We start from the raw sequence: 21,864 nt of genomic DNA, 5'->3' as shown, positions 1-21,864 counted from the left end.
TTTAATTTGAGCGCAAAGGTATGCCAGTAAACAGATATTCAAAATTGGCCGGACAAATACCTTTTTACTTTTGAATTAATTTTTTATATTGATTGAATGAAGGATTTTTTACAACAGGTATACTTAGACAATACGCTACAAAGCTACCTGGTAGTGGCCGTTATCATATTTCTGGGGTTTTTATTTAAGCGGTTTATTGCGCATTATATCGCATCTTTCTTCGCCTACCTTATTAAAAGCCGTTATAAAAATATTGATCCCTCTATATTTAAAAACCTTATCGCGAAGCCATTAGGCTTATTTATTGCGGTGCTGATCACATTGGTCGCCCTCGATCGGCTAACTTTTCCATCAGTGCTGGATTTTAAGGTTTATAAGATCGGGATTAAGGAGCTACTCCGCATGATCGGCACCACGCTGATGATCATTACGTTCTTCCGTTTTTTGATCAAGTCTGGATGGACTTTGTGGTTTTGCTGATCAAAAACCGTTACATGCAAAACGGCGACCAAGGCAATCACCAGCTGGTTTTTTTCTTCAAAGATTTCATCAAAGTAGTAATTGGTCTTATTGGTGGGTTGCTGGTTTTAAAATATACTTTCAACTATGATGTGAAAGGGTTGGTAACAGGGTTAAGTATTGTGGGCGCCGCTATTGCTTTGGCACTCAAGGAAAGCCTGGAAAATTTGATCGCCTCATTTATTATTTTCTTCGACAAGCCATTTCAAATGGGAGATGCCGTTAAGGTAAACAGCTTTAGTGGTGTTGTTGAAAAAATAGGATTGCGGAGCACGCGCATTCGCACCGACGCTAAAACCTATATTACCGTTCCCAATAAGCAAATGGTAGATAGTGTGCTGGATAACCTGAGCAACCGAACGCAACGTCGCGCCGATTTAAGACTAGAGATAGGTGTAGATACTGCTCCCTCTAAAGTAGAGGAATTGCTGAGTGGCGTTAAAAAACTTCTCTCCCGCCCGGAAATTCAGAACTTCAACCTGTTTTTAACTGAAATAACATCAAGCGCCCTCATCATTACGGGAGACTATTATATGGAACCTAAAAATATTGCAAAATATAACCAGGTAAAGCAGGAGGTAAACCTGGCGGTACTACAGTTGATGGAAAATATTGGAGTGGACACAGCCGGTAAATCAACCAGCATTACTATTACAAAACCCGCTGTATAGCTTAGTTTAACACCTTTGCAAGTTCCTCATCGAACTTGCCGCTAATGCCGTATTCTACTACCCGGCCGATTTCCTTGCCTCCTTTCAAAACAATGATAGTTGGCACGTGCTGAATATTAAAATTAGCAGCAAAGTGCGCCGCATCCTTTTTGGTCCTATCCAGTGCAAAAAGCGTTATCCGGCTTTTATCGATACCCGCCTTTTCCAGAATTTTATAAAACCGGGGAACCACGTAATGAGAATCCGGACACCATGTTCCGAAGAAAACCATAAAACTCACGCTGTCTTTTTGGGCTTTAAAACTATTGAGCACCGGCTCCGCCGGATTATATACATTTTCATTTTCTTCAAACCACTTAAACTCCGCCGGATCTGCTTTCAAAATACTGTCGGTCACAAACCCTTTAAGCAACTTTTTACCGGTGCGGTCCTTTAAGGTCTCATTGGTTTGGGCTTCAGACTGGTTCAATACCATAAGAAAAGAGAATAATATTATTAATTTCTTCATCAGATTACTTTAAGAAAAATCCCGGAACAGCCTAATACCTTCCGCAACATTATGTAACAGTATTAAAAAAGAATGGTTTAGTTGGTTCGCTATTAATAGTAACTCACTATTGCCTAAGCCCATCAATTGTTAGAGGGAAGCCTTCAGCTCCAGGAAAAACGCTTTTATTTTTTCAAGTGACTGTACGGCTGCAAATTTTTCATCCGCTTTTTTATTATTTTTCAGGTAGTCACGGGCGCCCTCTATAGTAAATTTACGCCTGCGCAGCAGATCATATATCAGGTAAAGGTTTTTTACATCCACGGGTCTGAAAAAACGGTCACCCTTACCATTTTTTTGGGTCTAAGTATATCAAACTCACTTTCCCAGTAACGGATTAATGAGTGGTTTTCTTTAAACATCGAAGTAACTTCTCCCATACTATAATACTGCTTGGCGTAAAGCACATCATCTCCCGGCATTTCTATCATTTCGGCCGCAATGCTATGCTCCTTTACTGATTTCCGTCCCCTGGAGCTTCTTCTCTCCTGTGCTGCTTCATGGATTGGGTCGTTAGAAGTGCGCTCTTCTATTATCTCCTCCTCCAAAGCCTCCCGCGAAAAATCAATCGCAGCAGCCTCTTCCTCCTCAAAATGGATCTCGGACTCTATTTCGATAGCATTATCCTCTTCCAACACACTCGCATCTTCTACTAAATCTACCTGAGGTTCAACCGAAACCGGTGCTGCGTCAACATTTTCAGGCTGCATTACTTCTTCCTCAATGGCTTCTATCTGCGCCGGAGGCCGGAGCACATGCTTTCTAGGCTGAGGTGCCGGATCAGCCTTGTCCGATTCATCAAAAAAGAAAAAGAACCCTGAGATTGTGGAGTAGTCTTCGCCATAGTTACAAATCTACTGATATTAGAATAATTTCAATTTACAAGAAAATGTTAAGTAACCCTATCTCTTTTACGTCAGGAAGTCGCCATTTAATAAAACGTCAGTTTATACCCAATATTTTAAATGACCTTTTAATTATTATCGAAAAAACGCGGAAAATACTACCTTTTTCACAGGTTTTTACTGCTTGGGTATGATAGGCTGCAAGGCGTGAAACTTACTATGGTAGCGGGTTACAGAAAAATATAGATGCTTGAAAAAGAAAAAAGATGTTGCAACTTGGTTTTATAACGGTACTTGTATTGCTTAGCTTTGTGTAACAATAACACAAACGGGTTATTGAAAAGTGCGGAGAGACTGTGTGCAGAAGGACTTCAAAAAGATTATTCGAAGATTTTTCATATGGCAAGCAATCGTTAGAGGTCAGTCCGTTTCTACGGAAGGACCTTTTTAATTAAAGGTTCTTGTTGATAAAGGCAATAAAAAATCCGGGAAAAAAACCCGGATCAACATTTTAAATCAGCACATGGCCGGCAATCGTTAGAGGCAATCAATTAGAGGTCTTTTTAAAAACACCTGCTACGCTTAGTAGGAGTTTGTCTTTACATCCAGTTCGTTTTCTCGATATAAAGGTTCGCTAAGGTATAATTATTTTATATACCGATTAACTTTTTTTAAACTTTTTTTAAAAGATGTTAATAAAAAGTAGAAAAATACTTGTTTCAGATCAATTACAGTGATGATTTGCAGGTGTTTGGATGTAATAAAGCAAATAGCCTGTAATGCAATGCCAGACAGCATTTCGTAGTTTTTTAGCGGTGTTTGAGGTGAAAATATTAACATTAACTTATTATTCGGCATCTCATTTGTAATATATCTTTGTATTCAGAAGCGAAAAGCTTCAAAGAAGTTAGATTTTAAGTTTTTTCATATGGCAAGCAATCGTTAGAGGTCAGTCCGTTTCTACGGAAGGACCTTTTTAATTTCAGCCCGGGCTGGCACTGCTTTAGTCTCGGACATTTTTGACTTGAAACACCTGGCCAATCTCCAATCTGATCTTTAAAGACTTTTTGTATACGCTCTTCTTAGCATCGATAATGTTTTTTAGAACTTGGGCATATGGCACAAAAACCTCCGAAATCCTTTGGTATAGCGGGTTTAGCAAAAAAACAGATCGTTGAGTAAGCGTAAAACACCTTTTAGTTGCTTTTATATTTGTCGTTTCAGCAATTAATTTTGCTTAACAATAACACAAAGGGGTTATTACGGAGAAGAAGGAAAAGTGTAGTGTGATATAAAATAGATTATTCGAAGATTTTCATATGGCAAGCAATCGTTAGAGGTCAGTCCGTTTCTACGGAAGGACCCTTTTTATTTTCAGCCATTTCTACCATTTCATTTTCCTTCCTGCTTGATAAAACCTTACAGCTACTTTTTTTGATTTGCTAAATTATTTTTCATGGTTGGGTATCTTTTTTCTTTGGGCTTTAAACGCAGTACTGTAAAGGGTTTTAACAACACTATAACCTATTGGGCGTGCATCAACCAACAATAACTTGCTTTTATATTTGTCGCTTTAGCAATTAATTTTGTGTAACAATAACACAAAGGGGTTATTACAGAGAAGAAAGAAAAGTGTAGTGTGATATAAAATAGATTATTCGAAGATTTTTCATATGGCAAGCAATCGTTAGAGGTCAGTCCGTTTCTACGGAAGGACCTTTTTAATTTCAGCCCCTTTATTACACGCAAAGGGCTGCCATTAAGCAACCCTTCACATTGAATTTAAGATTAGATTCTATTTGGTATTGACCTGGTTAATTAAATTAAGAAGTTGTGTTTCAGAAACTTCGGAGAGGGAAAAACTGTATGAGATAAAGTCTTTTCCTGCTGCCGGTGTTCCAAATGTTACGTCTTTCATCTCAGCGTAAAACTTCCCGTCTTTTGCGCTCATTGCTAAAAAGTACCCGAAGTTCCTATCGGCATAGAGTTTTGATAGCTTAAGAATCCTTCTTTACCTGGTGCAGGGTTTAATATCATTACTGAGTAGTTGATCAAGGTATTGGTTCCGGCTTTTTTAAAGAACAACATGCTTGGGGTTTGCCCTGCCGAACCCGTTTGCCCGTTAAATTTATCTCCAAAGTATCCCAGAACAGTGGTTTTAGGATTAGGATCATTATAAAGCGCATCGCAGTTTCTCCATTGTCCCAAAGCGTCAAGTGGGAACGTAGTAGTACCGCCACTCACAGCGCCCCAGCCAGGAGCTGGCTCCAATCTATTCCTTTAGATACGGAATATTGAACAGTAACCGATGTTGGCTGATTTTCATGATTATAACCGTTATTGGTATACGAAACCGTTGTATCTCCTTCCCACATGGGCGCCTCACGTTTAGCTCCGGTAGCAGTACCTACGGGAACCATTACTGTTGGGGGGCGTTGTACTGCTACAGGATTTATTCGCAGTGCAGTATCATTCTTACTGGCATTTACTATTATTTCTCCAAAAGACTCCAGCATCTCTCCGGAAGCGGTTATTGTAGGCTTGTTTGCCAATATCATATCGCTGGCCTTTAAAATGTCTTTTGCACTAACTGTTACCGGTCCTGTAACAGGAGAACCATCAGGCTTTACAAAAGCATTAGAAGGGAACGTAATTTTTGTGCCGCTTTTTAAAGTGATCGTACCACCTGCAGATGCATCGAAACTGAACGTTTCCGTTTTGGGTGCATGCTTCTCAAAAAAGCCCGCATCATACGGGCCGATGCCTGGTCGTCGATACCTGGAATAACCGGAGCATCATTTTTCTTACAGGATCCAAAACCGATAAAGGTTGCAGTAACCAGGGCCAGGGGTAAAAATATCTTTTTCATAACTATGGGGTTTTTATGTTTTCGAACTTGTTTACAGGCATATCAGGTGCCCCAAACAATTGTTACCCCATAAATGGAAATATTTTATTTCTTCCTTTTCAAAAGAAAATAAATACATGCGCAAGCTGCCACAACTACTCCGGCTATGATGTATTTAATGCCTCCTGGCCTCGGGCTTTGAATCAGTATAGTATGATTCTTACCCTGGTATAATAAAGCGGCCCATAACCATGGATTTTGCGCAGAAATGGCTGTGTTTTCTTTTAGATAGGCTGCCCGGGCCCTTTGCAATGCTTTTGCGGGTAAACCCACCGCATCAAGCTCCTTATAAAAAAACCGGGTTAGGTTGGCCGTTGCCGCATCATCAACCTCCCAACGGGTAGATAAAGCACCTCCTACCCCACTACCGATAAAAGCCCGCCCAAGGCTCATGATGCCTTCATTCTGCTGGCTGGTACCCTTGCCTGTTTCGCAGGCAGATAATACGATCAACGGGCAGTTAGCAATATTGTATTGAAGTTGCCCTAAATACAATTTTTTTGAAGTACAATGAACGGCTGCTGGCTACTGTCTCCCGCCACAGCGTGGGAAGCCAGATGGATAATGTTATGCTCCGTTAATGAATTATAAAAAGCGCTATCGGCTGTAGCCGTTGCGCTGCTGTAAGTACCCGCAAATTGTTTTCGCAGAAAATTGGCCTCTTCTTTTGCAGACGGCAGGGCAGGAAATCCCAGGTGCTCTTTTTCAAAACTAAAAACATGAACGGCCGCTGCGGGAGCTTTACCTGGCGCAGTAAGCTGCAGCAGGGAGAATTGGTAAGTAATCGCATGTTGTACGCCCAAATACCCGCTACCCTTATCATCAAGGGACAGCGCCTCAAAGGGTAGCTCGTGTAAGCCGCCAGAAGGAGAAATGATATAATCTCCCTCTTTGTCCATTTTACCCGGTAAATACTTTTTAAGGATTTCGTGAGCTTTTTTAAAATAGTCTCCGGGGCTATTACTAAACGCCTGGGGACCTGCATAAAAATATTTGTTGGTGAAGTCTTGTATATCCTGCAACTCTCCAACAGCGGAGTCAACAAAGCTGAAAAGGCCCTCTCTGTTTGCTCTTATTGTGTACAAGGCCTTGTCGGTGTGATGATAGCTGATCAAGTTATTGATACCACGACTTTCGTTGACCCGGTTTTTGAAATCAGTAAATGAGGGTGCGGACAACGACTGTGAAAATCGGCTTCCCTTCAGGCTAAGTTGATACTCCTGACGGGCAATTCTTTCTCTTATTAATTCTTTTTCGCCGGTAGCGGTAGCCTGTGCCAACAACAGGTAGTCGTTACGTAATTCACTTAAGTCCGCATTATTCAGGGTTGCATCATTCTTCCAGTTCCCCGATCTTTTTTGTTCATACATCAGCTTGCGTCCCTTGGAAAGCTCGGTCATCCATAGCGCTTTCCATAAAAATCTTCATTGCGAGTGGCTTCAAACCAGCAGTGATGAATGGCAATAATAATTGGTTTGAGCTTCGTTAGAATAGATATTACTCTTGCTATATAGCCACGGATCGATTAGTTGCTGGGTATAGTAATCGTTCAGAACTGCCTGTGTTCCCCAGTAAGAGCTGCTATCTATTTGTTGCTGCACTTCATAACACAGGGCCAGGCCAAACATGGCCGTTGTTACGTTATAGTCGGGATACAAATTCAAAGAATCAGTTTTAAAAAATGTCAGCGTTCGCTCAAACCACGCCTTACTGGGAAGCAACTGATTTTTCTTAAAAAGATTAACTGCTATTTCGTTAGATAGCCGGGCCTTGTCTTCTATAGACGATCCTCCGGCAATATCCCAGGCCAATTGCAAATAGGATAGCGCTTCTGAAAGCTTATTTTGACTGCTTAAAATACGTGCACTATTCGTTAAGGCGGCCTGGCGCCAGGTTGTGTTATTACCTGGCCGGATTAACAAGGCTTTCCGATTCCAATAATCAGCACTATCTAACTGGTTTGTTTCCAGGTAGGCTTCTGTTTTCAAATTAAACAATAAGGCAGCAATATCCTGCGAAGGCGTTTTCAGGCTACCAATGGCAAGGTTAATGATGTTATGGACCTTGTAGTAATCCCGCATGTAAAAATAAGTGGTAGCCAGATTTGCGTATAATCCGGGAAGCATTTCCATTTTATGTTCTTGTATAGCAGACTCGATCACCTGCCGTTGTATAGCGATGGCTTTGCTAAAATCCCCTATTCTCGTATAGTTATTACCGAGGGGCTTGCCGATATATTCCTGGAGTTCCATTTCGCCAGCGAGCCGACTATCAGTTTTATTTTCTTCGTAAAATAACAGCGCCTTTTCGTACCAGCTGGTTGATGCTCTTACCTGCCTGCTTTGCAGCAAATGATAACCAATGTTAATCAACAGGTGATAATAATTTAGCTTTTCATCATAGGATGCAGGTTTGCGCCAGATCTTACTGAATATAGAATCGGCTTTATTAACCAACGCCGGATTTTCATCGACTGCATCAAAAGCATAATTGATATACGCCAGTAATGAGTCTTTTTCTTTCAGATTTGTATAAACATCTGTCGACCGGTTATGCTGCAGAGCAGTATTGGCTAATAAAAGCATCGCAAGCCCAGCCAAAAGGCCTTTGAGCGCCTTCCTGAAATAATGTGTGGAGTGAATTAAAAACGCCATCCTGCATACATGTATCCGAAACTACTGTTTTTACCGTTATAGTAATACCGAAAACCCAGGTGGGGGCCTAATTTTACCTTCCCTACCTGCAGATCTACAAAAGGCTGGAAACGCCAGTTGCTGAATGCTTTGATTTTTTCTGTCTGCATTATCTTATACGGCTCAACCATTACCCCGTTGGCGCCCATTATGTGGTACGCGTTTTCGGTTTCTATGTTCCCACCCATATCGGCTGTTACAGCTGCCCCGCCACCAACAGAAAAATAATTGCCGATATTATACCGCAATTGAAGCGGCACCAGTCTTACCTGGCTTATGGAATGGGTTTGTGAGGAGTCGAAGGTTTTATAAGCATATTCCTGTCTGTCGCCTATCCTGATTATTCCCGGTCGATCTATGCCAACGATGTTGGCGCCAGAAGTTTTCAAACCCTGTTTATAATACAACTCCATCTGCAGGTAAGGAAGATAAGGTGCCAACGGGGCTACTCCTACACCGGTAACAATACCATTGCTGGTTGTTGCACCGGAGCCAAAGGCGTTTTCATAGCCCGCCATCAATATAGGAGAAGGACTTTTTTAAACCGGCCGGTAGCATAATTAGTTATCACCGGTTCATTCTTATCAAAATAGATGGCTGTTTGTGATCTGAAGGGCTTGTTCTCTAGTTTTTTGCGGGTAACGATATTGAATTCCATAAAGCCCTTGGTGCTGTCTTTATCTTCTACACCTTTCTGATTGGTCCCTGCCAGGTAAATTCCATGAAAAATAAATACGGCTCCTTTTTCATTTTTCACCAGCTCCCAGCAACCCCGCTTTTCCTTTGCCAGGCTATCACAAGGTGGACAAAACGGCGACATATCTGTAACCCGTATTGTTTCGGGATTTAAAGCCGCGCCATGGTCATATCCAGTGCAATTTTACGGGCGGGACCTTCCCCGTTATTCTGAAAGCGCACTTTGTAATTTAGCGGCTTGTACTTTTTAAGAAACCGATAGCTGATACGACCGCCTTTGATATTCATCTTATTGGGGTCGTGCGAGTTGACCACCGGCACACTTAGCTTGTGCATAACAGGCTTTCCCCTTTCCGGAACATATACACCGGTTATGGTAAGTGTGGCATTCGTGTCTTTGATCATTTCGGGTGTAACATGCAGTTGTAAAAAGAAAAACGGGCATCCCCGGCAGGAGTGTTTTCTATATCTGCACTGAATACATTTTTGTATAAAGCAGTAGTATTGGAGAACAAAGCCGCTGCTTCTGCGGCCTTCACATTTATGGGGAAATTAGAGGCCGGACTTCCACTTTCGGTAATCAGCAGATCAGATTGTAACAGTGGCATTTCGGTCGTCTTTGTAAACGCTGTTAAAGCAGCCGCGCTGTTATAGGTTCTGAAGTCTGATGTGTCAAAACAGGTTTGATCAAACTGTTTTTCATTGAGCATCAGGTAAAGACGGCCCTTTTGTTGCTCCGCCTCCCTGTTCTTCCATCCCACAATCAACACCAGGGTATCATTGGGTTTGGCCATGCAGTTATACTTGAGCTCGAACATGCCGTTGGCCTTAAAAAATCTTTTTCCGCAACCGAAGCCACATTATCTTTTATGGGCGACGACTTGTTGACCTGTATCTTCTGTGTTTTTCGCTGGGGCTTTTTACCGTCGTCATAGTTATTTACAGCGTACAACATTACTTCATAAGTATCTGCTTTTGCATATAAGTGTTGTGGATTTTCGGCTGTGCTGAAATGGCCATCGCCAAAATCCCAGAGATAGGTATAAAAAGGAGCAGGTGCACCTGGTATTTGGGTTAGCGCAGGTAATTTTATAGAAAATGACATTTTATTACTGCTGTCTGCTGTTGCAATAATGGTACTATCCGCCTGTTGAGCGGTAACCGTAAAAGAAAGTATCAGTAAGAATAACGTATAAAAATATTTCACGCCGGCAGTTTTTCCAGTATATCAATGAGGAGTATATTTTGTTACCCCGGTTTTAATGGCTGCCTAAATTTATTTAATTATTATTACAGAACGGAATTTTCCTACATTAGCTTGCTACAAACCAGCCTTGTGCACGCCGATCAACAATATATTGAAGCCCTCAGGCAGCATAACTCTCAACAGATTGAAGAGATATACAGGCTGTTTGCGCCTGGTATTAAGAAATTTTTATTGTCGAAAGGCGCTGATGCAGAAGAAGCCGGTGATATTTTCCAGGAAGCGATTATTGACGTATACAAACTGGCTCAAAATAAAAGCTTTGCGTTAACCTGCCCCCTGGAAGCGTTCCTGTTGTTGATTTGTAAACGGAAGTGGATCAACCAGGTTGAAAAAATAAAAGAAAGGGGGTAACAAAATCAATTGATGATGGATATACCTGGGTAGCCGGCAAAGATGATGAAGCCGCGGCGTTTTTCACTGCCACTTTAGAAAAAGAGGAAATGGTGGTAGCCATGCTTCAAAAAATCAGTGAGCGGTGCCGTGAAGTCATCATTGGCAGTTATACCGACAAATCGCAGCAAGAACTCGCTGACGAACTTGGTGTAAGTTATGCCTACCTGAGGAAGAAGAAGTCTCTTTGCATGGCAGAATTGATCGCATTGGTAAGAAACAATAAAAATCATGCAGCATGAGCAATTTTGAAAAAATAGAAGCTTATACGGAGGGATGGATGAGCGAGCCGGAACGCACTGCTTTTGAAATAGAATTGCAAGCCGATGCCCAATTGAAACAGGATTATGCAGATTGGTTACAGGCTGATGATATTCTAAAACGACAGATCGGTAACCAGCCTGATATTACCAACCTGAAGCAAATACTGGACCCCCTTACGCAGCAACATTTCAAAACAGAGGGGGCTCCAAAAACAAAAGTAGTTTCTATTAAAAAATACCTGGTGGCCGCTATTGCTGCTGCGGCGATATTCATTCTTTACCTCTCTTTACCGGGTGGGATTGAGAACTATACTGTTCCAGATATGCCACAGGCTGTGGTTAGGGGATCAGAAGAGTTATCTAATAAAGGCGCTCAATTATTTAACGAGGGAAAATATGAAGAAGCCTTATTGTTGCTGAGGGAGCAGGCATCATCAGAACCTGGAGATGCTACAGCAAATTTCTTTTATGGGGTTACACTGGTAAAGACGAAAAATATGACGAAGCCCTGAAGGTGCTGAAACCGTTATCGGAAGGCGAGTCTGCCTATAAAGAAGACGCAGCATTTTTTGCAGCCTTATCGGCCTATAAACTCAACCGGAAGCCGGAGGCGCTGGCATTTGCTAAACAGGTGAGTGAGAGCAGTGCGTATTACCAGTCTTCTCAGAAGATCATTAAAAAATGCCGCTAGTTATTAATGCGCCAGAATCGCCCGAATAAGCCGATATATTTTTCCTTACTGGCAGCAGCCACAAACTTACCCTGTTCTGATACCCGACTAAAATATGTTACGGTTGCATTGGAGTAAATCAGCCTGCTTTCGTATTCAATCAATGGAGGGGAGCTTACCCTTGCAGCAGTTGGCTGAACAAACTTACTAAAATCTGCTTCTTTAGGATTGGTAAAAAAAGCAACCAAAATAGCAGTAATGATCAGTAAAGAAATAAGACGACGGAATTTCATAACTATTATTCTATGACATTAATAAAGAAGCTAACACCCAAAAAATTATTAATAAATACAAAACAAGCAGCGTAACCAGGGAAAAGGGAACGTACTTGTCTTTAAACGCTGCTTTTCTGTAAGGCAAAAGACCTACTAAGAGCCCAATAACAAACGCGATAACCGGATAAGAAACAGTAATCCCCAGTATTAAATTTCGTGTCAGTTCTCTTTCGGTTAATAGTTTTCCAAAAAAGTCCCTGGTTCCATTTCTTTTGGGTACCACTGCATAGAGTACGCTCCCAGCGATGATACAGGAGCATAACAAAATACCGATATTACGTATTGTCGAAAGTTTCTTCAAGGGTTTACGTCCATCATCAAACAGGTCGCTTAATCCCTCTACTTCACTCTGCGGCATTTCCATTACTGGTTAACGATCTAACTGAATAAATACTCTACATCTTCTTTGGTCAGCGATTTTACAAATCCCGATTCGTCGGAGATCAGGTCTTTTGCCAGCGCTTTCTTCTTTTCCTGCAACTTCAGTATCTTATCTTCAATGGTATCCTTACAGATCATCCGGTAGGCAAAAATATTCTTGGTTTGACCGATACGGTGTGTACGGTCTATCGCCTGTTGTTCAACCGCAGGGTTCCACCAGGGATCTACGATATACACGTAATCTGCTGCCGTAAGGTTCAAACCCACCTCCCGCTTTCAAAGAAATCAGGAATACGCGCACTTCATCATTCTTCTGAAAATTCTGTATCGCTTTTTCACGATCGGGAGCGGAAGTGCTGCCATCGAAGTACTCATATTTTACTCCCAGTTCATCGAGCTTCTGACGAATCAGTCCCAGCATACCCAGGAACTGCGAAAACACCAGGGCTTTATGATCGCTCATGTCTTCGGTGATCTCTCTTGAAAGTTCTTCAATCTTGATAGAATGATTTTCAAAAACATCTTCTTCGTTCAGTATGGCCGGAGAGTCGCATATCTGGCGCAGCTTCATCAAACCTTGCAGAATGGTCAGCTGTGACTTACCAATACCCTGGTTGTCGATAGTACCTAATATCTTATCCCGGTAATCGTTCCTGTAAGCATCGTAAATACGGCGCTGTTCATCTCCCATTTCGCACCAAAGGATCATCTCCTGCTTTTCAGGCAGGTCTTTAGCCACCTGTTCTTTCGTACGACGTAAAATAAATGGATAAAGGATCTTTCGCAGATGCTCTTTTCTTTCCTGCTCTCCCAATTTGTCTATAGGGATTGCGAACTCCTGCCGGAAGAACTCCATGCTACCCAGCATACCCGGGTTTAAGAAGTTCATCTGGGCGTAGATGTCGAATGTATTATTCTGTAAAGGCGTACCGCTCATACATAAGCGATGCTTGGAGTTTAATAGCGATGCGGCACGGGTTACTTTACTGGCCGGGTTCTTTATCGCCTGGCTTTCATCCAATACCAGGTAATCGAATTTAACGTTGAGGAAAAGCTTGATATCACTTCTCAAGGTACCGTAGGTAGTGATGGTAATATCGTGCTTCATGATCTCGTCAGAACTACGGGTTCTGGTACTACCATGGTGAATACAATAAGTTATAGATGGTGCGAATTTTTTGATCTCATTCTCCCAGTTATAAATAAGTGTGGTGGGACAAACTACCAGGGCTTTCATGTCCGGGTGATTGCTTTTGTAGTGCTGCAGGAAGGACAGGGCCTGTATCGTTTTACCCAAACCCATATCATCGGCCAGGATACCACCCCAGTTAATATGCTGGAGATAGTTTAACCACTGAAATCCGGCCAACTGGTAGGGCCTTAAAATAGGTTGCAGATGCTCGGGCGCATCTACTTCATAGATTTTTTCGAAATCTTTCAGGCGGTTGTATTTTTCTTCCAGCTCAAACTGCAACTCCTCTTCATTCTTCAGTTCAAAAAGCTCATCTATTACATTCTTATGATACTGTGAAAGCTTTAATTTATTGTTAGAGCCTTCTCCTACCCTGAATAGCAACGAGTACTTTTTCAGCCACTCGTCAGGCAAAATACCCAGGGTTCCATCATTTAATTGTACATATTGCTGTTTAGCTGCTAATGCGCGCTTTACCTCAGAAATAGATACTTTTTGCTCGCCAAACATAATGTCTACCTTGGCATCAAACCAATCGGTATTGCTACTGATGAAGATCTTGGTTTGCGGCTTAGCGGTATTAAAGCGAAAGTTGCGCAGTGCTTCGTGGCCAAATACCGGTACCTGCATTTCCTTCATCGCATCTACAAACAAAAAGAACCAGTTTTCCTTTAATATTTCTACGCCTTTCAATGCTAAGGTTCCGTCTTCTTCATTCACCACAAAGTTAGAATGCAGGTTTTGCAGTCTTTGTACAAAAGCTTCTTCTTTCTCTTTATTGCGGTGTATGGCCAGTACTTTTCCTCCTTCGGGGATCAACATTACCGGTTTACCGGAAGCGCTGGTTTCATGTCCTTTGTATGAAAAAACCGGTTTGAACACCAGGTAATCGCCTCTTTCGGTTAAAAACAGCTTTACCTCTGGCTCAGCGCCTTTAATTGTTTGTAAAAGAGACGGATCGAAGTCGGTTTTATAATCTTTTGAAACCGGGAGAATAAACTCGTGCAGCTTTAATGGCCACTCTTCCAGTGACATTGTAATTTTCCCATCCTTAGTGAACGGTTGTACCAATGCAACGGTATCTGCATCGGGCATGGCAAACAACTGATGGTTATACACGTATACCAATGAGGTTGGTGCTTCATTCTCTTCAATTCCATGTACCATGCCACGGGTACGCACCAAACACTCGCAGGTAAACTCATCGCCATTCTTATCTATAAAAAACTCAATGGTCGCCGGGCTATCCATTGCATCTACTCCCTGGAGGTTTTGCGTAATAAACTTTTTGCCCGCAGGTAGTATAAATGCTAAAGGATTTTCACCTCCATCAGCCAATAGTTTTTTAATGCGGGGCAATAAATATTCGGCTGCTAATTTCTGCTGCTCTTCATCCAGTTCACCGGTAAGCGTAGGCTCTTCCAGTGAGTCGGTAAAGGGTGTGTTGCGGATAATATATTTTTTAAGCTCGGCATCCTGAAGTTTCCGTACATTGTTCAATAGCGTAACATCTGCAGGATCGTAGTTAGCTGTGTCAATATATTTAGCGATATCCAGTAATTCTACCTTGCCGGCAAAGCCGCTCTGGTCTTCGTTAGCTTCCCCAATTATCGTATCAATCGAAAAATAGGGGTATATCTTTTTATTAAAGTTCAGTACAAATCCGAGCCTGGTTGTCGACTTCCTGGCGGTTTCAACCGCTACATCCGCTTCGGCCACAGCCTCTGCTACCGGTTGTGCTGTTATGGGTTTAGCCACAAGTGCGCCGGGTGTATTAACCCGCTTTATTTTAACATCCAGTACACGCAAAAAGGCTTGCCATCTTTAAATACAAATTCAAATTTACCTTTCAGGTCATCGGCCAGCGAGTAGCCATAGGCTTCCAGCAATTTGTTCTTTTCAACGTCCCGGTTGCGAATGGTATCAAAGTATTCCGCCCCGTGTTGCTTCATTAACTGCATAAAGACCATCACCTTGGGCAAACAAAGCGGAAATTCCGTGTCTTCATATTCACAGCTGGTATCAAAATTTCTTTCGTCGTTTTTACGGATAACCACTATGTAGTCTTTATCCGGCAACACTACATTAGCCTTCACCGTTTCATCCTTAGCCGAAATAATTTTTACTTTCTTTTTCTGCAAAAATTTTTCTGCATCATTAAAGCTTTCGCTGCTGCAAAGGGACCTTAAAGAGCGAAGGTCGAAATTGCGCAGTTTTACTACGGTGTGACGCTGATCGTAGTACACTTCCTCGTCGCCTAATTGTCCTTTATCTAAAAGCTCCTGAAGCTGGAACAGGGAAGCCACTTCGTGTTTGCAAATATCCCCCAGGTTATAAGGGCAGGTACAGCGTAGCGATATCTGTTTAGGGTCGCTGTACTTTTGAATATATACTTTGTAGAAACTGCTGTAAGTATCATCTTTTACCCGGAAAACAATATTGCCGGTTAGCTTATCAAACTCCACCAACTCTACGAAGCCCAATGCATGGGTTTTCTTTCCGCGCCTGATCACTTCATCTGTTCCGTTGGTATAAACGTGCTTTAAAATATGGGGTAATGCCAAAACTTGTTCTTTTAATTTATAGGGTCGTCTATTAATTGTATTGTACTAATGCTCATCTGTATTTTGAATACCCACAAACCTTTTAAGGGGTACCACCGCAATGCCGTGCAAATGGGACAATCGGCAAAAATAAAAGAAAGATTTCCGCTTTTCCATAGGTTTTGATGAATATTTTATTTCCGGAAAGGAGGTGAAAAGAAAGCTGTATCTTTGTACGTTTTTTATGAAAAAAACAATTCTGAGCATCTTACATTGAAAGATGTATTATGAAAAATTTCAACCTGCTTAGCAAAACCTGCTTCTTTTTTTTCCTACTGCTTCATATTTGTCAAACCGGCTTATCGCAAACAGATACTAACATAACAAGATTTACCCATAGCTTGATGAGAAGATTTGATGCCTTTGCTTCTCATGAGAATGATACCGCACTTTTCACACAAGCATTGCTGGTAATTCAAATAAACAATAAATATAACTGTGACAGCGTGTTTTTTACGGACAGCGCTCCCGATTGGCAAAAAGCAGAGTTAAAAAGAGTTCTTCCAAAAATTGATTTGAATGCGATTAGCCAGTATGCAAAAACAAGAAAACACAGCGGAAAATTAATTATTCCCTTCATTATAAAAAGTGAGTTAATTAAAGACGCCATCGGCGAATGGGATGTCTTTGGAAGATTTGAATCTCTCTTTTCGCATAATGGCAATGCACTCAGCGGAAGATTTTTGATTCTCCCTCCGATGGGAATAACTGTTGGACAAATTATACGGTGTTACGGACCGACCGAGAATCATTCGTTATCACTGCCGGAGCCTATCAAGCCCCGATATTAATCCCTGATAAAGAGCATTTAGCCCCTTACCAGCTTTTCCTCTTTATACAGCGGCAATACGTCGGCCACATCAGCTGTCAGGCAAAACTCAATATCTTCGATATAGCCAAAACGGTTTACCAGCCGATGGTAATGGGTAAGATTTTCGGCGAATTTTAAAAGATCGGATTTATTTTGTGTATAAAGATTATGCGCCATTAATGAGCTGTCGCAATGAATGGTGAAATAATCTTTTACGTTGTCGATCACAGCCCCTGCAAATAAAGTGTCTTCTATATTGAAGCGGTCTTTCCATCCGGCACAGGCCAGAATCACATTTTTATTTTGTTTGACCAGGTAATTGCAAACAGAACTCAGGTTGGGGAATGAGCCTGTAATGATATCATCTGCACCGTTTGCCAATGCCATGTGCAGGAGTTTGGTACCATTGGTGGTGGTGAGTACCAGTATCTTATTTTCTATAAAATCTTTGGTATACTCCAATGGAGAATTACCGTGGCTTAACCCTTCTGCCAGCTTGCCGTCCCGTTCGCCGGCGGCTATTCCACCAACCTCCCGGCTGATTTCCACAGCCCTGGGAACAGCATCTACCGGTATGATATATTGAGCGCCATTATGCAGCGCTGAAGCTATCGTAGATGTAGCGCGAAAAACATCGATCACTACCACAACGGTATCTTTTACATCGTATAAATGTAAAAGTGCGGGGGACAAAGATGTATAAAGGGTAGGTTTTTGAGACATTCTTTTAGAAATTATGATGCCACGAATGCCCGCCTGATCTGGACGGGCAGGCCCGAATTCTTTGGTTAAAAAAATAGGTGCATTCGCTTATCTATAGTTGAGGCTTTAAACAAACGGCATTTTAACAACAGTAGCAGCCAATTGCTTATCGCGAACTTTTATAAAAATATTGGAGCCAATTGCCGTTTTGCCTGTTTGTACATAGCCCAGGCCAATGGCTTTTCCTAAAGTGGGAGATTGGGTGCCAGATGTAACCACCCCTATAACATTACCAGCGTCATCCACTATTTCATAACCATGACGGGGAATTCCTTTGTCGGCCAGCTCAAATCCTACCAGGCGACGTTTAACACCTTCTGCTTTTTGCTGCTGCAGTAATTCTTTTGCCGTAAAATCTTTGGTAAACTTAGTTACCCAGCCCAAACCAGCTTCCAGCGGACTTGTTGTATCATCAAGGTCGTTGCCATATAAGCTATAGCCCATTTCCAATCTTAACGTGTCGCGGGCTGCCAAACCAATAGGTTTTAACCCTTTGGGTGTGCCAGCTTCAAAAATAGCATTCCAGATCTTTTCGGCAGCGCCATCTTTATCCTCGAAATAGATCTCTACACCTCCGGCTCCGGTATACCCCGTAGCGCTTACCAACACATTAGGTACGCCTGCAAAGTTGCCTTTCGCAAACGTGTAGTATTTTAGGTTTAAAATATCGATATCTGTAAGCGGTTGTAAAATTGCTGTTGCCTGCGGCCCCTGAATAGCCAGAAGAGCTGTTTTTTCAGAGATATTGTGCATTTCCACATTGTCGCTATTGTGTTGCGACACCCAGTTCCAGTCTTTGTCAATATTGGCTGCATTAACCACCAGCATGTATACCTTATTCTCTTCAACGCAATAAACGATCAGGTCATCCACAATGCCACCCTGCTCGTTGGTAAATGTGCTGTACTGCGCTTGTCCGTTTTTCAACTTAGACGCATCGTTGGTGGTTACTTTCTGTATCAGGTCTAAAGCATTCTCTCCTTTTAAAATAAACTCACCCATGTGGCTCACATCGAAAACACCGGCATTTTTTCTTACCGTATGGTGCTCTTCGTTAATACTGCTGTAGCTAATGGGCATATTATAACCAGCAAATTCGGCCATTTTTGCTCCCAGATCAATGTGCTTCTGTGTGAAAGGGGTCTGCTTCATGTATTTATTTTAATGTGTCTGATACCCGACGGACGGACGGTAAAGGCTGTTATATCCTGCAACTACTAATTGCCGGACGCATCCTTCATATAACTTTTGCGCGCCAAAGGTAATGGCTATTTGCGATTTGAAATTTCGCTAATACTTTTTATTTGTCAGCAAACGGTATAAACTGCGCTTTGTGGCACCCAAACACTTTAAGTTTGTTTGAAAATTCTGGTTTAACTTTTACTAATGAAAAGGCTTAAACTTACTGGTTTATTCTTCATCTGTTTTACAATGGTACAGGCACAAACAAAAAATAGCCAATGGCTGAAAGACCAGCTTAGATCTAACGCATCTCCACTATTAATAAAGATCCTGGATCAACCCGATACCTTCAGGTACCAGATCATTTACACCAAAATAGACCGGAATAAAAACAATTTGCCCAAATTCACCAACTTCTATCTCAATGTTGATGATCACTCTTACTTCTACCCGGCGTCCATGGTTAAGTTGCCTACGGCTCTGGCAGCACTGGAAAAGATCAATTCCTTAAAAAGTAAGGGTATTGATAAATATACTGCCATGCTTACTGATAGCAGTTATAGCGGCCAAACCGGGGTAATTGCTGATCCAACATCCGCTTCCGGTATGCCAACAATCGATCACTATGTAAAAAAGATATTTGTAGTAAGCGATAACGATGCCTATAACCGTTTGTATGAATTTTGCGGTCAGCAGTATTTAAATGAAACGCTTTGGAAAAAGGGCTATAAAAACATGCGTATTACACGGCGGTTCGTAAAAATGACCCCGGAAGAAAACCGCCATACTAATGCTATCCGTTTCCGGAAAGATGGCCATACTCTTTATACTCAAGCGCGGCGGCAAGTAATGCAATTTTCGACTTTAATAAAAAAATATTAATAGGTAAAGCCCACCTGGACCAGGATGATCAACTGGTAAATGAGCCTTATGATTTTACTGCTCACAATAAAGCTACACTAACCGATTTGCAGCAAATGATGCAGTCAGCCTTATTTCCGGAATCCATTCCCAAAAAACAACGATTTAACCTGACCGAGGATGATTATAAAAAGCTATATCAATACATGTCGGAGATGCCGTCCGAAAGCCGGTTCCCACAATATGATACGGCTGAATTTTTTGATAGCTATACCAAGTTTTTTTTTTTAAGGACGGAAAGCAAAAAATACCGGATCATATCCGCAGCTTCAATAAAACAGGTTGGAGTCATGGTTTTCTTACAGATGTTTGCTATATCGTTGATTTTAAAAACAACGTAGAGTTTATGCTAAGTGCCTGTATTTATGTAAACAAAGACGAGGTACTTAACGATAACAAGTACGAATATATTGAAACAGGTTACCCATTCTTCAGGGAAATTGGCGAAAAGATCTACGAATACGAACTAAAAAGAAAAAGAGATGGAAGCCCTGACCTTAGTAAATGGAAACTGGAATATGACTAGGTAGTTTTTAATACGGTGTTTCAGAACTTTTTGATCATCTATTTGTTCTGAACTTCATTGATTTGCATCATTTTTGTTAATAAGAACAAGGTATATACTGAGTTTGAAGCAGGGATGCTTTAACGTTTTTCAATTTTATTTTACTTTTACCGCATGAAGTTTGAAAAAATTCATAATAAAGGACAAGCCAGGCTTTTTAAAAATGATTACCTGGAGATGCTTACAAAAACACATCCACTGGTTATTTGGGGTATTTATATTCCGGTGATTTCTTATTTGCTGTATTATAGTGCCACTACGCTTAATTTTTCTGTGGGGTATGTATTTCTTATATTTTTTGTGGCATTTTTTCTGGTCGTTTTTTGAATATATCGCGCACCGGTTTATTTTTCATTGGGTAAGCGATAACCCAACGGCCAAAAAGATAGCCTACGTTATGCATGGTAATCACCACCATTATCCACGAGACAGGCAGCGTTTATTTATGCCGCCGGTTCCAAGTATTATTATCGCTTCCGTTTTATTCAGCCTCTTCTACCTCATCATGGGTCGTTATGGTTTTATGTTCTTCCCGGGCTTTATGTTGGGTTACCTGATGTATGGCACGATGCACTATGCTATTCATGCATGGAACCCGCCATTTAAATGGATGAAAGGACTTTGGCGTAATCATCATTTACATCATTATAAAGATGAGCATAAAGGGTTTGGCGTAAGCAGCACAACCTGGGATCATGTATTCGGCACCATGTTCGACCTGAAAAAGAGAAAGAAGACAAAGAGAAAGTGCAGGAGTTGATGTTTGGAAAGAAATAAATCGATTTTCGATGAGACCTTTAATCCCGGTTTCGGCCGGGATTTTTTTGCCATACATTTAAAATTTTTCCACTACCCCCAGTCCAAATAATGCAAAATCATATTTAACCGGGTCTTTGGCATCCAGCGATTTCAGATTTTGAGTAAGCTCTTTAGCGGCCAACCAATCGTTGCCGGGTCGCTGTAATAAGTTAAAATGCTTCGCAACCCGGGCTACATGAACATCGAGCGGACAAACCAGCTGCGAGGGTTTTATCGTTTTCCAGATACCAAAATCTACTCCTTTAGCATCGCTTCTTACCATCCACCGCAAAAACATATTGAGCCGTTTACAAGCCGACTTTTTAAACGGTGTTGCAATATGCTTGCGGGTGCGCCTGGGATAGTCGGGAAAAATATCTTCGTCAAAAAAGGAATTATAGAAACTAACCAAGGCGGGCTCTATATCTGCATCGGATTTTTTCAGGTATTTTGAAAAAGCTGTTTCAAGCGATATTGAACCAGCTGCTTTATAATGATATTGCAGAAAGTCTAAAAAATGAAAAAGGTCGGTTGCATTAAACGTGCGATGGGCAAACCCCAGGAAGGGCTTCAGGTCCTGCTCTTCAAAGTTCAAAATAAAGTCGTAGGGAGCATTGTCCATAGCCGCTAATAGCCGGTTGCAGGAGCTGATAATGCTTTTACGATTACCCCAGGCCAAAATTGCAGCTAAAAAACCTGCAATTTCAATATCCTGATTTTTAGAAAAACGGTGAGGTACACAAATAGGGTCATCCTTTATAAAGTCAGGCTTTTCGTACTGCGCCACTTTTTTATCCAGGAATTCTTTTAGCCCGCCTTCTATTATTTTCAAAATCTCTTTTTTA

Annotated in this window: 25 protein-coding genes and 2 pseudogenes; 10 read left to right on the top strand and 17 right to left on the bottom strand. The window is 41.5% G+C overall.

Annotated elements, in window-relative coordinates; genetic code table 11:
- Positions 1-96 precede the first annotated feature (96 nt).
- Positions 97-480, top strand: coding sequence for a hypothetical protein (locus MKP07_RS08800; RefSeq protein WP_240846833.1), 384 nt, complete (start codon positions 97-99; stop codon positions 478-480).
- A 14-nt stretch (positions 481-494) separates the two neighbouring features.
- Positions 495-1,190: a mechanosensitive ion channel family protein gene (locus MKP07_RS08795; protein WP_240846831.1), complete on the top strand. Its 696-nt coding sequence runs from the start codon at positions 495-497 to the stop codon at positions 1,188-1,190.
- A 1-nt stretch (position 1,191) separates the two neighbouring features.
- On the opposite strand, the gene MKP07_RS08790 is transcribed toward MKP07_RS08795, so the two are convergent.
- The 10 genes and pseudogenes from MKP07_RS08790 to MKP07_RS43675 all read right to left on the bottom strand — a co-directional run bounded on the left by MKP07_RS08790 (position 1,192) and on the right by MKP07_RS43675 (position 10,086).
- A complete protein-coding gene (locus tag MKP07_RS08790; protein ID WP_240846829.1) occupies positions 1,192-1,698 on the bottom strand; it encodes a thioredoxin family protein in 507 nt (168 codons plus the stop codon).
- 129 nt (positions 1,699-1,827) lie between these two features.
- The gene (locus MKP07_RS42300; protein WP_394803547.1) at positions 1,828-2,001 is read right to left on the bottom strand and encodes a MerR family transcriptional regulator; all 174 of its coding nucleotides are present in this window, start codon (positions 1,999-2,001) and stop codon (positions 1,828-1,830) included.
- Positions 1,992-2,492, bottom strand: a complete 501-nt coding sequence (locus MKP07_RS42295; protein ID WP_394803546.1) for a MerR family transcriptional regulator — start codon at positions 2,490-2,492, stop codon at positions 1,992-1,994. Before MKP07_RS42295 ends, MKP07_RS42300 begins: the two co-directional genes overlap by 10 nt.
- 2,043 nt (positions 2,493-4,535) lie before the next feature.
- Positions 4,536-4,853 carry a hypothetical protein gene (locus MKP07_RS08780; protein WP_240846827.1) on the bottom strand — a complete coding sequence of 106 codons (318 nt, stop codon included), beginning with the start codon at positions 4,851-4,853 and terminating at the stop codon, positions 4,536-4,538.
- Positions 4,823-5,140 carry a hypothetical protein gene (locus MKP07_RS08775; protein ID WP_240846825.1) on the bottom strand — a complete coding sequence of 106 codons (318 nt, stop codon included), beginning with the start codon at positions 5,138-5,140 and terminating at the stop codon, positions 4,823-4,825. The genes MKP07_RS08780 and MKP07_RS08775 overlap by 31 nt, the downstream gene beginning before the upstream one ends.
- Positions 5,141-5,250: 110 nt before the next feature.
- Positions 5,251-5,451: a hypothetical protein gene (locus MKP07_RS08770; protein ID WP_240846823.1), complete on the bottom strand. Its 201-nt coding sequence runs from the start codon at positions 5,449-5,451 to the stop codon at positions 5,251-5,253.
- 84 nt (positions 5,452-5,535) lie between these two features.
- Positions 5,536-5,985 carry a CHAT domain-containing protein gene (locus MKP07_RS38050; RefSeq protein WP_262919217.1) on the bottom strand — a complete coding sequence of 150 codons (450 nt, stop codon included), beginning with the start codon at positions 5,983-5,985 and terminating at the stop codon, positions 5,536-5,538.
- Complete coding sequence (locus tag MKP07_RS38045; RefSeq protein WP_262919216.1) at positions 5,976-6,890, bottom strand: CHAT domain-containing protein; 915 nt, start codon at positions 6,888-6,890, stop codon at positions 5,976-5,978. The genes MKP07_RS38050 and MKP07_RS38045 overlap by 10 nt, the downstream gene beginning before the upstream one ends.
- Positions 6,891-6,929: 39 nt before the next feature.
- The gene (locus MKP07_RS08760) at positions 6,930-8,144 is read right to left on the bottom strand and encodes a tetratricopeptide repeat protein (RefSeq protein ID WP_240846822.1); all 1,215 of its coding nucleotides are present in this window, start codon (positions 8,142-8,144) and stop codon (positions 6,930-6,932) included.
- Positions 8,132-10,086 (bottom strand): annotated as a pseudogene (locus MKP07_RS43675) (PKD domain-containing protein). Before MKP07_RS43675 ends, MKP07_RS08760 begins: the two are co-directional and overlap by 13 nt.
- Positions 10,087-10,215: 129 nt before the next feature.
- On the opposite strand from MKP07_RS43675, the gene MKP07_RS08730 reads away from it, so the two are divergent.
- The 4 genes from MKP07_RS08730 (at position 10,216) to MKP07_RS08715 (ending at position 11,490) form a co-directional block, all read left to right on the top strand.
- Entirely contained in the window at positions 10,216-10,497 is a 282-nt protein-coding gene (locus MKP07_RS08730; RefSeq protein ID WP_240846808.1) for an RNA polymerase sigma factor, read from the top strand.
- 89 nt (positions 10,498-10,586) lie between these two features.
- Complete coding sequence (locus MKP07_RS08725) at positions 10,587-10,778, top strand: RNA polymerase sigma factor (RefSeq protein ID WP_240846805.1); 192 nt, start codon at positions 10,587-10,589, stop codon at positions 10,776-10,778.
- Positions 10,775-11,311 (top strand): hypothetical protein, encoded by a 537-nt coding sequence (locus tag MKP07_RS08720; protein ID WP_240846803.1) that lies wholly within the window; start codon positions 10,775-10,777, stop codon positions 11,309-11,311. The genes MKP07_RS08725 and MKP07_RS08720 overlap by 4 nt, the downstream gene beginning before the upstream one ends.
- Before the next feature lie 2 nt (positions 11,312-11,313).
- Positions 11,314-11,490 (top strand): hypothetical protein, encoded by a 177-nt coding sequence (locus MKP07_RS08715; protein WP_240846800.1) that lies wholly within the window; start codon positions 11,314-11,316, stop codon positions 11,488-11,490.
- On the opposite strand, the gene MKP07_RS08710 is transcribed toward MKP07_RS08715, so the two are convergent.
- The 4 genes and pseudogenes from MKP07_RS08710 to MKP07_RS08690 form a co-directional block, all read right to left on the bottom strand.
- Positions 11,487-11,762, bottom strand: coding sequence for a hypothetical protein (locus tag MKP07_RS08710; RefSeq protein WP_240846797.1), 276 nt, complete (start codon positions 11,760-11,762; stop codon positions 11,487-11,489). The genes MKP07_RS08715 and MKP07_RS08710 overlap by 4 nt on opposite strands.
- Before the next feature lie 10 nt (positions 11,763-11,772).
- Positions 11,773-12,162: a hypothetical protein gene (locus tag MKP07_RS08705; protein WP_240846794.1), complete on the bottom strand. Its 390-nt coding sequence runs from the start codon at positions 12,160-12,162 to the stop codon at positions 11,773-11,775.
- A gap of 20 nt (positions 12,163-12,182) precedes the next feature.
- Positions 12,183-14,628: pseudogene (locus MKP07_RS08695) on the bottom strand (SNF2-related protein).
- Positions 14,629-15,161: 533 nt separating this feature from the next.
- Positions 15,162-15,941: a hypothetical protein gene (locus tag MKP07_RS08690; protein WP_240846785.1), complete on the bottom strand. Its 780-nt coding sequence runs from the start codon at positions 15,939-15,941 to the stop codon at positions 15,162-15,164.
- A 266-nt stretch (positions 15,942-16,207) separates the two neighbouring features.
- On the opposite strand from MKP07_RS08690, the gene MKP07_RS08685 reads away from it, so the two are divergent.
- Complete coding sequence (locus MKP07_RS08685; RefSeq protein WP_240846783.1) at positions 16,208-16,771, top strand: hypothetical protein; 564 nt, start codon at positions 16,208-16,210, stop codon at positions 16,769-16,771.
- A gap of 17 nt (positions 16,772-16,788) precedes the next feature.
- On the opposite strand, the gene MKP07_RS08680 is transcribed toward MKP07_RS08685, so the two are convergent.
- Together MKP07_RS08680 and gcvT are read right to left on the bottom strand one after the other, a co-directional pair.
- Positions 16,789-17,514: a 2-phosphosulfolactate phosphatase gene (locus MKP07_RS08680; RefSeq protein WP_240846780.1), complete on the bottom strand. Its 726-nt coding sequence runs from the start codon at positions 17,512-17,514 to the stop codon at positions 16,789-16,791.
- Between the two features lie 105 nt (positions 17,515-17,619).
- Positions 17,620-18,705 (bottom strand): glycine cleavage system aminomethyltransferase GcvT, encoded by a 1,086-nt coding sequence (gcvT, locus tag MKP07_RS08675; protein ID WP_240846777.1) that lies wholly within the window; start codon positions 18,703-18,705, stop codon positions 17,620-17,622.
- Between the two features lie 234 nt (positions 18,706-18,939).
- Between gcvT and MKP07_RS08670 the strand changes: the two genes are divergently transcribed.
- The 3 genes from MKP07_RS08670 (at position 18,940) to MKP07_RS08660 (ending at position 20,981) form a co-directional block, all read left to right on the top strand.
- A complete protein-coding gene (locus tag MKP07_RS08670; protein ID WP_240846775.1) occupies positions 18,940-19,617 on the top strand; it encodes a serine hydrolase in 678 nt (225 codons plus the stop codon).
- A gap of 385 nt (positions 19,618-20,002) precedes the next feature.
- Positions 20,003-20,182 (top strand): hypothetical protein, encoded by a 180-nt coding sequence (locus MKP07_RS08665; RefSeq protein WP_240846773.1) that lies wholly within the window; start codon positions 20,003-20,005, stop codon positions 20,180-20,182.
- Between the two features lie 319 nt (positions 20,183-20,501).
- On the top strand, positions 20,502-20,981 hold the full coding sequence (locus MKP07_RS08660; protein WP_240846770.1) for a sterol desaturase family protein: 480 nt from the start codon (positions 20,502-20,504) through the stop codon (positions 20,979-20,981).
- Positions 20,982-21,056: 75 nt separating this feature from the next.
- Here MKP07_RS08660 and MKP07_RS08655 read toward each other — a convergent pair whose 3' ends face one another.
- Positions 21,057-21,851, bottom strand: a complete 795-nt coding sequence (locus MKP07_RS08655) for a TIGR02757 family protein (protein ID WP_240846767.1) — start codon at positions 21,849-21,851, stop codon at positions 21,057-21,059.
- Positions 21,852-21,864: the final 13 nt, after the last annotated feature.

This window comes from Paraniabella hibiscisoli (genome assembly GCF_022512515.1).
In the GTDB taxonomy this organism is placed as follows: domain Bacteria; phylum Bacteroidota; class Bacteroidia; order Chitinophagales; family Chitinophagaceae; genus Niabella; species Niabella hibiscisoli.
This window is presented reverse-complemented; position numbering and strand designations above follow the sequence as displayed.

Coding starts and splice junctions, on each gene's coding strand:
- MKP07_RS08800 (WP_240846833.1), top strand. CDS start 97: ATGAAGGATTTTTTACAACAGGTATACTTAGACAATACGCTACAAAGC.
- MKP07_RS08795 (WP_240846831.1), top strand. CDS start 495: ATGCAAAACGGCGACCAAGGCAATCACCAGCTGGTTTTTTTCTTCAAA.
- MKP07_RS08790 (WP_240846829.1), bottom strand. CDS start 1,698: ATGAAGAAATTAATAATATTATTCTCTTTTCTTATGGTATTGAACCAG.
- MKP07_RS08775 (WP_240846825.1), bottom strand. CDS start 5,140: ATGATATTGGCAAACAAGCCTACAATAACCGCTTCCGGAGAGATGCTG.
- MKP07_RS08770 (WP_240846823.1), bottom strand. CDS start 5,451: ATGAAAAAGATATTTTTACCCCTGGCCCTGGTTACTGCAACCTTTATC.
- MKP07_RS38045 (WP_262919216.1), bottom strand. CDS start 6,890: ATGACCGAGCTTTCCAAGGGACGCAAGCTGATGTATGAACAAAAAAGA.
- MKP07_RS08760 (WP_240846822.1), bottom strand. CDS start 8,144: ATGGCGTTTTTAATTCACTCCACACATTATTTCAGGAAGGCGCTCAAA.
- MKP07_RS08725 (WP_240846805.1), top strand. CDS start 10,587: ATGGTGGTAGCCATGCTTCAAAAAATCAGTGAGCGGTGCCGTGAAGTC.
- MKP07_RS08720 (WP_240846803.1), top strand. CDS start 10,775: ATGAGCAATTTTGAAAAAATAGAAGCTTATACGGAGGGATGGATGAGC.
- MKP07_RS08710 (WP_240846797.1), bottom strand. CDS start 11,762: ATGAAATTCCGTCGTCTTATTTCTTTACTGATCATTACTGCTATTTTG.
- MKP07_RS08705 (WP_240846794.1), bottom strand. CDS start 12,162: ATGCCGCAGAGTGAAGTAGAGGGATTAAGCGACCTGTTTGATGATGGA.
- MKP07_RS08685 (WP_240846783.1), top strand. CDS start 16,208: ATGAAAAATTTCAACCTGCTTAGCAAAACCTGCTTCTTTTTTTTCCTA.
- MKP07_RS08680 (WP_240846780.1), bottom strand. CDS start 17,514: ATGTCTCAAAAACCTACCCTTTATACATCTTTGTCCCCCGCACTTTTA.
- gcvT (WP_240846777.1), bottom strand. CDS start 18,705: ATGAAGCAGACCCCTTTCACACAGAAGCACATTGATCTGGGAGCAAAA.
- MKP07_RS08670 (WP_240846775.1), top strand. CDS start 18,940: ATGAAAAGGCTTAAACTTACTGGTTTATTCTTCATCTGTTTTACAATG.
- MKP07_RS08665 (WP_240846773.1), top strand. CDS start 20,003: ATGCTAAGTGCCTGTATTTATGTAAACAAAGACGAGGTACTTAACGAT.
- MKP07_RS08660 (WP_240846770.1), top strand. CDS start 20,502: ATGTATTTCTTATATTTTTTGTGGCATTTTTTCTGGTCGTTTTTTGAA.